General features: G+C 60.0%; 9 protein-coding genes and 1 pseudogene. 3 read left to right on the plus strand and 7 right to left on the minus strand.

What is annotated here, in order from left to right; genetic code table 11:
• Nucleotides 1-371 (plus strand): hypothetical protein (locus tag FBZ90_RS28010; protein ID WP_186456080.1); only part of this gene is annotated, 371 nt, incomplete at its 5' end.
• A 56-nt stretch (nt 372-427) separates the two neighbouring features.
• Here the strand turns inward: FBZ90_RS28010 and FBZ90_RS28015 are convergent.
• Both FBZ90_RS28015 and FBZ90_RS28895 read right to left on the minus strand, forming a co-directional pair.
• Nucleotides 428-577 (minus strand): hypothetical protein, encoded by a 150-nt coding sequence (locus FBZ90_RS28015; RefSeq protein WP_186456081.1) that lies wholly within the window; start codon nt 575-577, stop codon nt 428-430.
• A gap of 9 nt (nt 578-586) precedes the next feature.
• Nucleotides 587-904, minus strand: a pseudogene (locus FBZ90_RS28895) (hypothetical protein); the annotation flags it as partial.
• Between the two features lie 218 nt (nt 905-1,122).
• Between FBZ90_RS28895 and FBZ90_RS27590 the strand changes: the two are divergent.
• Together FBZ90_RS27590 and FBZ90_RS27595 are read left to right on the plus strand one after the other, a co-directional pair.
• Complete coding sequence (locus FBZ90_RS27590; protein ID WP_145736971.1) at nt 1,123-3,567, plus strand: NACHT domain-containing protein; 2,445 nt, start codon at nt 1,123-1,125, stop codon at nt 3,565-3,567.
• Nucleotides 3,564-4,163 (plus strand): hypothetical protein, encoded by a 600-nt coding sequence (locus tag FBZ90_RS27595; RefSeq protein WP_145736972.1) that lies wholly within the window; start codon nt 3,564-3,566, stop codon nt 4,161-4,163. The genes FBZ90_RS27590 and FBZ90_RS27595 overlap by 4 nt, the downstream gene beginning before the upstream one ends.
• A gap of 160 nt (nt 4,164-4,323) precedes the next feature.
• Here FBZ90_RS27595 and FBZ90_RS27600 read toward each other — a convergent pair whose 3' ends face one another.
• The 5 genes from FBZ90_RS27600 to FBZ90_RS27615 form a co-directional block, all read right to left on the minus strand.
• Complete coding sequence (locus FBZ90_RS27600) at nt 4,324-5,112, minus strand: TIGR02391 family protein (RefSeq protein WP_186456082.1); 789 nt, start codon at nt 5,110-5,112, stop codon at nt 4,324-4,326.
• 8 nt (nt 5,113-5,120) lie between these two features.
• Nucleotides 5,121-5,468: a hypothetical protein gene (locus FBZ90_RS27605; protein ID WP_145736975.1), complete on the minus strand. Its 348-nt coding sequence runs from the start codon at nt 5,466-5,468 to the stop codon at nt 5,121-5,123.
• A 157-nt stretch (nt 5,469-5,625) separates the two neighbouring features.
• Nucleotides 5,626-6,447: a DNA/RNA non-specific endonuclease gene (locus tag FBZ90_RS27610; protein WP_145736978.1), complete on the minus strand. Its 822-nt coding sequence runs from the start codon at nt 6,445-6,447 to the stop codon at nt 5,626-5,628.
• Nucleotides 6,444-6,779, minus strand: coding sequence for a plasmid mobilization protein (locus tag FBZ90_RS28900; protein WP_420872624.1), 336 nt, complete (start codon nt 6,777-6,779; stop codon nt 6,444-6,446). The genes FBZ90_RS27610 and FBZ90_RS28900 overlap by 4 nt, the downstream gene beginning before the upstream one ends.
• Nucleotides 6,780-7,078: 299 nt before the next feature.
• On the minus strand, nt 7,079-7,270 hold a 192-nt coding region (locus FBZ90_RS27615), incomplete at its 5' end, for an ATP-binding protein (RefSeq protein ID WP_186456083.1).

Here is a 7,270-nt window from a genome sequence, read left to right on the forward strand (position 1 = left end):
AGCGGTACGATCACCTGCGGGCCACCCTCGCGGACTGCGAGGCCACACAGCGTTTCCTGATGCCGGAACTCGCAGCCGCCGCGGAAGATCGCGCCACGACGAAGGCGGCAGCCGAAGCGGACAAGATACCCCACGGCGCCTATCGGGAGGCGATCATTGAAATCCTACGGGGTGTCTACCCCGGTAAGCTGAAGGCACTGGAAGTGGGGGAGCGGGTGCGCTCCAAGTTCCGGCTGCAGGCGCATCCCAAGACCGCCGGCATGACCCTGACCCGGTTGAAGAACGAGGGCATCGTCGGCTTGGATGGCCGCCACTGGTACTTCATCCCCGAAAGCGACCTGGCGCGACCGGCGCGAAGCAACTTGAGCTGATGAGGGCACAGGCTGGGCGGGCCAGTGTTCAGCTTTGACCGGAGCCGACAAGCTGGTCAGTTGCCGTCGGACCTTTTGAATACGTGCCCGCGCCGCGCATACTCCTGCTCCAGTTCTTCCACGAAGAAGGCCGCGCTGTTAGCCAGGGTCAAAAATTCCCCGCCGATGTCGTCATAGCCAGCTTCGATCAGGCGTTCAGCGTTCAACTATCCCTTACCCAACGCGCGCTTAGGGCCACCGCTTGCGGACCATCAGCATTCCTCACGATAGAGCCGCAGCAGCTTCTTATGATTCAGGCGGAACCCTTCCCGGGCCAGCAACAAGCCCGGCCGCCGATAACTAATCCGCCGCCGTTCACCGGCAAGCGAACGCAGCCGTTCCCGTACCGCCCCATCGCCGGGGCGGCGGGACAGGTAGCGCACCGAACTGCGGTCCACCCTCAGGATCGAACACGCCCGCCGCTCGCTAACGCCATGGGCAGTGCGCACATGGCTCACAGCGGCCCGCCGCGCGGCGGGCGTCAGAACTTTTTGTGACTCTAACTTAAACTGGAGGCATTCTCGGGGAGCCGGCCAGTGGACTGCAGCCCTAGCGGAGCTGCAGTGCCACCAGGCCGGCCTTTTGAACTGGCCATGGGGCCAGCGCGGGCGCTGGAGGCTATGCGGGACATTTGAGCCTGCTATTCACGCCTGTGTGGGCGTCACTTTTGCGCTAGCATGGGTTAAGCCATCGTCCTCTGGTTGTTTCGACCATGCCCGACCTGAATGCCCCCTCTAGAACACCTTATTTCCCCGCCCGGCTGGGAATGCTGGTTCAGCGGGGACGGTTTTCATGGGAGGACGAACATATCCAGCCTCCGCGCTATGAAGCCTGGCGCGAGACGTTCGTACCCGGCCCCGACGCCTGGAAGGAGCTCCCCGAAGCGGCGGCCCTCCAAGAGCTGCTCCGGGTTGAGGATGGCCTCACCGTCATCTTGGGCGAGCCCGGCGCCGGCAAGAGCCGGCTGCTGGAGCACTGGGCCGAGCAAGTCCGGCCGGAGGCGCCCGGCTACGGAGCCCTTGGGCCACTGCTGTTACCCCTGCGGCGCCTATGTGACCTGCCTCCCCGCCTAGATCGTCCCGATCCGCGGGACCCGTCCCTGCGGGGGGGCGGCCTGGCGGACGTGCTGTGGGCCCTGGGCGAGCCCGGCGTCCCGGGCGAGGGACGGTTCTTCCGGCCCCTATGGCTGCTGGACGGGCTAGACGAGCTGCCGGACGGCCAGCCCCTGGCTGACTGGCTGATGCGCTTTCACACCCTGCCGGGTGCCGTGGCCGTTACCTGCCGCACCGCCGTCTGGCAGGGCGGCGGGGGAGAGTTGGCCCAGCGGGCTTCCGGGGCGGTGCAAACTCTGATGCCGCTTCGGTCACAGGCGGAGCGGTCCGCCTACCTGGCCCCGACCCTGGGGCGGACCGAAGCGGCCATCCTGGCGGCCGCTCTGGACTGCCATTCGGCCCTGACCCCCCTGGCCGGCACCCCCCTGCTGCTGACCCTGGCGGCCGAGCTCTGGCGCGAGGACAAGACCCCCCTGCCGACATCCCGAGCAGCGTTCTACCGGAGGGTCGTGGGCAACCTGTGGAAGCGGCGGTTGCCCAAGGAGGGGCAGCGGTACCGCACCCGGGAGCGCGACCGGGTGCTGGAGCGCCTGGCGGCCACGATGGACCTGGCCCCCGAAGTGGACATGGGGGTCCTGGAGGACTGCGTGGCCGCGGTCTGCAGGACGGAGCGCGACGAAATAATGGAGAGGCTGAGGGCCAGCGGCCTGCTGGTGGTGGACGATCGGCGGGAGCGCGTGTCTTTCCTCCACCTGACCTTCCAGGAATATTACCTGGCGGAGACCCTGGCCCAAAAGGGGGCTCTGGCCGCCGTCCGCGACCGTTGGCAGGACCCGCGCTACAGGGAGGTCCTGGCCCTGCTGCTTACCCGATCCCAGCCGGAAGAGACGTCGGATGCTGTGCAGTGGCTGGTCAAGCAGGGCGAGGGGCACAAAGCCGATCCGTCGGTACTGCACGGCATCGGGCACAGTCCCCTGAGGACCGCCCTGCACCTGGTCGCGCGATCGGGTCTATCGCCCGAAGCACTTGGAGCAGGCTGGCGCGCCCTGCAAGATGCTGTCGGCACCTCTTCTTGCCGCACCTTGGTTGTTGCCAGTGACAAACAGATGCCGCCACTACTCCTGGAGCGCTTGGCGGCCGGCCCAGACTTTGACGTCCGGCGCCTGGTTTCCAGCAACCCCTCGACACCCCCGCAGGCACTCGAGCGACTGGCCTTCACCCCAGAGTGTGACGTCCGACGCGAGGTTGCCAGCAACCCCTCGACACCCCCGCAGGCACTCGAGCGACTGGCCTTCACCCCAGAGTGTGACGTCCGACGCGAGGTTGCCAGCAACCCCTCGACACCCCCGCAGGCACTCGAGCGACTGGCCACCGATCCGGATCAGACGACACGGTGCCGTGTAGGGTGTAACCCTTCGGCATCGGTGGAGATCCTGGAGTGTCTGGCCGCCGATCTGGATGTACTGATACGGAGCTCTGCAGCCGAAAACCTTTCGGCAACACCGCAGCTCCTGGAGCGACTGTCTGCCGATCCTGAAGGATTAGTACGGGAGCGTGTTGCGTGCAACCCTTCGACACCCTTGCATATCCTGGAGCGCCTGGCCGCCGACCCTGACAGTAATGTGTGGGAGCGTATATTCGGGCACCCCTCGCTGACGCCGCAACTCCTGGAGCGCCTAGCCACCCATCCAGACAATATCGGGAGGTCGTCAGAGGCCAGGATTCCCTTGACGCGGGTGCAACACCTGGAGCGCATGGCCACCCATCCAGACAATATCGGCAGGAGTATTGTGGCGGGTGCCCGTGACGCGCCTGAAGAGATCCTGAAGCGCCTAGCCGCCGACCCGGATGAATCAATACGGAACATAGTAGCCAGTAACCCTTCGGCATCGGTGGAGATCCTGGAGTGCCTGGCCGCCGACCCGGATGAATTGATACGGAGCTCTGTGGCCGATAACCCTTCGGCATCGCCGCAACTCCTGGAGCGCTTGGCTGCCGATCCGGATTTAAATGTGGTTTGGTTGGCGGCCAATAATCCTAGCATCTTGCTGGAAGTAATTAGCAATCGACCACAGTTAATCGTCATTCAAGGAAACAAATCATGACCGGCATCGATATGGCCATGCTGGCCGGCTTGGCGGCGAGCGCATCGGTCAGACCCAACGGGCAGCTGGACGCGGAGGCCGTCAACGGCCTGGGAACCGCACTGGGCCTGGACGGCCCGGCCGTGCTGGCGGCGGTGACGGCGATGCAGAAGGAGCAGCTGGTCGAGATTGCCTGGGGACCGCTGCTTTCCGTCACAGGCAAGGGCCGCCGCAGGGTGGCTGGCCAGCCGGAGCCCGATGCTGGCGTCGTCCTCGGCGCCGGCGCCACCTATATCCGCGGTAGCGTCGGGAAAAAAGCCAAAGTGGCGATCAACAGCACGGTGAAAGGCATTCCGGCCAGCGTGCTGACGGCCGCCCTTGCCCTGCTCCAGCAGACCCTGCCCACCCTGCCTGACGCTGCCCGCGGGCCGGCGGAGAGCCTTCACCGGGAGCTGAGCGACGCCCAGACCGACACCGGGAACCAGAAGACGGACGGCGCGGGGCTACTTAAGCGGCTGACCGAGGGCGTTGAAATTCTGTCCCAGGCGGAGAAGGCCGGAGGCATGGTCTCGCACCTCGCTGACATGCTGAAATCCCTCTTCGATAGTCTCAGCTGACACGCCGACTGTTAATCGGCGCGCAGTTTGGATGCCGATCGGCGCGGTATCCATTTGATTCTATTGAAGTTAACGGGGTCATTTAGTCGCGCCAATTTACAAGTAGGGACCTCCGGCGTAGAGTTTCCCACCCCCTGATGGCCCGCAGCAGGTGCAATGATTATGGTTTCATTTTCTCTCTATGCTCCACAATACGGAAAAGATGGTTAACCATCATGATAATTTCAATCGCCTGATCTGGATCTTCAAGATTTACATCTCTATGCGCGAATGAATTTCTATAGTATGCAAATATACCCATTAGCATTATTTTGAGGCCATGTTCTTCCGCTTCAACTCCAGATGAATCATATAATTTCCCATCATCCTTTTTAAAAGCCTCCTCTATAACACTCTTTCCAGTTGTTCCTACTGAAATGCCCGCAGCGTCACGAATTCTTACTTCTAGTTTCTTCAGAGCCTGGAGTGCGGCACAGTCATAGTCTCCATGAATAAAAGAACTCCATACGGCTTTATCGATAGTTGGGTGTAAACGATCCCTCGGCAACCTCCTTGCAAGAGTATATGTTTTTACATCTATCTCTTCTTTAAATTTTTCCGCCGCCCTACTGAACTGATATATTTGATTTGATGTTCCATATTCACTTACCGCAGGAACAATTATTCCTTGGATAATTAGCCAACTCCATGCCTCCGCAAATGCTTTAATATATTCTATGTTTCTCCCATTTTCTGTATAATTCCGGGATTCCGTAAGCCTATTCCTAGTTAATATATGAAGAACATCAAATGAGAACTCATATTTTTGCCATCCATCTGGGTTCTTTCTGTTATTATATTCAATTATGTTTTTTATTTTCTGAAATGCAAATATTAGATAAGAACCAAATTTTTCCGCCTCAGCACTAAGGGCAAAATCTGTATCGATACTAAAATTTCCGTCAGTCATAGCACCCCTCATCTCCCAGATTTTACAAACGAAGCTTCTAATTTATCAAAATCGTCGCTAAAATGGGCAAAGAATGTTCTAATAATATGGCCGACATAGTATGTGTATATTTCCTCATATTTTTCATCATCATATATTCCAAATACACTGAACATTAATTCACCGTCCAACACCGCCGGCATAATTAATGCTTTATCTTCATATTGATCGGAAGAATGAGTGTATGCAGAGTCATAATCTCTACTAGACCTCTTTATCCATGTTCTTATATCTTCACCAAATTCATCATCCTCTATGGATTTTTCGAATTTATTTAAAAGTTCTTTTGGGTTTTTAGCGATGAAATGAACAGACATCTTACCCCCTACGTTCAGAGATAATTATATAAATACCGCCCAATCAATAAAATTGGTGCGTGCCGATTAATATACAATATAAGGTTTTATCGCAACACGAAATTCGAACAATGGCACTCGTTAGGCTATTGTCCCATGATCAGCGCCAGCGTAATTTCTAACGTATCTGGCAGGTTGCACGCTTGCGCTCTTGAAATGCCTCCATATCAGCGGGCCAAACCACGCTGACAGCAGTCCTATCCACGCCGGCGGGCAGTGGCAGCGTAAATCCCGCAGCAGTCTCCACTTGAGCGACGGACACCGCGTAAGGGGTTAGGTCACCTTTCGCTGTGGCCTCGTTCTGCATGATGAACAAAGCGACTTGACCGGACCCGTCCACTATCACCTTCCAATACGCGGCGGGCACGCCCACCTGGTCAGTGCCGATGGTCTCCACAGTGGCCCCCCAGATGGGCCCATCCATCACGACCAGTGGCCCCCGAGTCAGCGCCCATGCTCGCGTCACTTCTTCCAACCTCTCCCATTCCCACTGGTTGAGGTGAGACGCTTGGGGGCTCATGTTCGACAGATAGAAGCTCTCCCGCTGAACCTGTGCGTCCCACTCGAAGTCGGAGTTGGGCGCCATGTGACCACGGTCGTACACCCCGGCATGGCCCTTGTAGTCGGCCAGCTCGGCTCGATGACCAGGCGGCAGATCAGGGTCCGGTGCGAACGAGTCCTTCCGCGGCAGGCATCCCAACGCGTGTTCCGCCGTCAGCGACCAGGACACGAAGTCCGGCACCAGCTTCACGTCGTCGTGCAGCGCGACATAGGCTCGGTGGCACAGGGCGGTCACCGGCGGCTCGGTTCCCGTCCACTGGGGGGCACCCCAAGGAGCCTGGGTCTGGCAAGCATCTGGGATTTCGGCTGCCCATGGCTCCCCAAACATGCTCAGCCAGGCCAGGACAACCAAGCCTGCCAGATACACCTGCTTCATCATGGACAGCAGGGTCCCTCGAGGCGGCGGAGCGTAGCATCCAAGACGGCCGTGGCGGCATCGAGATCGGCTTCCATGCCGGCGATAAGCCGGTCGACTTGGGCGAGTGCCTGGGAATTGGTGTCGGGGGCGTCATCGAGGGCGCAGAGGCGCAGGTAGGCGCTGACGGAGAGACCAGCGGCGCGCGCTCTGGCGGTGATGACGGACCTTTCCGTCTTGGTGACCAGGGCACTGACACGAGTTGTCCGCGCCTGGGATGAGGGCGTGGTGAATGGGGCCATGTGGGTGCTCCTAACGTGATCACCACCCTCATACTGCCACACGTGCCGGCACATATTCAGTGATAGTCGTCGGGACTGCCGCGAACAGTGCCGGAGCCATGCCCAATGATGGCGCTAGGCGGTGACCAGGCTGTCAATCGGCGGCGTAACGGGACCCCGTATCGGCGCCCAATAGGGACCCCAGTGATGTGCTGGCAATCGGGTTGTCCCGGTAGCGCATAGGAAGGCCCCGTCCCCGGAGCGCAGCGCCCCCGGCGATGCGCGAAGCGGAGGGGACGGGAGGGTGCCTGTGTGCCCACCGGGGGAACCCGCGGGGGTGGGGTCCGGGGCGGGGGGCGGTGATGGGAGGGCGGTCAGGCGCGGTTCTTGAAGCGCCAGCTCTCGTTGCCGGTCTCGACGATCTCGCAGTGGTGGGTCAGGCGGTCGAGCAGGGCTGTGGTCATCTTGGCATCGCCGAAGACGGACGGCCATTCGCCGAAGGCGAGGTTGGTGGTGACGATGACCGAGGTCTGTTCATAGAGGCGGCTGATGAGGTGGAACAGGAG

Source organism: Nitrospirillum pindoramense, from assembly GCF_007827955.1.
Lineage (GTDB): Bacteria > Pseudomonadota > Alphaproteobacteria > Azospirillales > Azospirillaceae > Nitrospirillum > Nitrospirillum amazonense_B.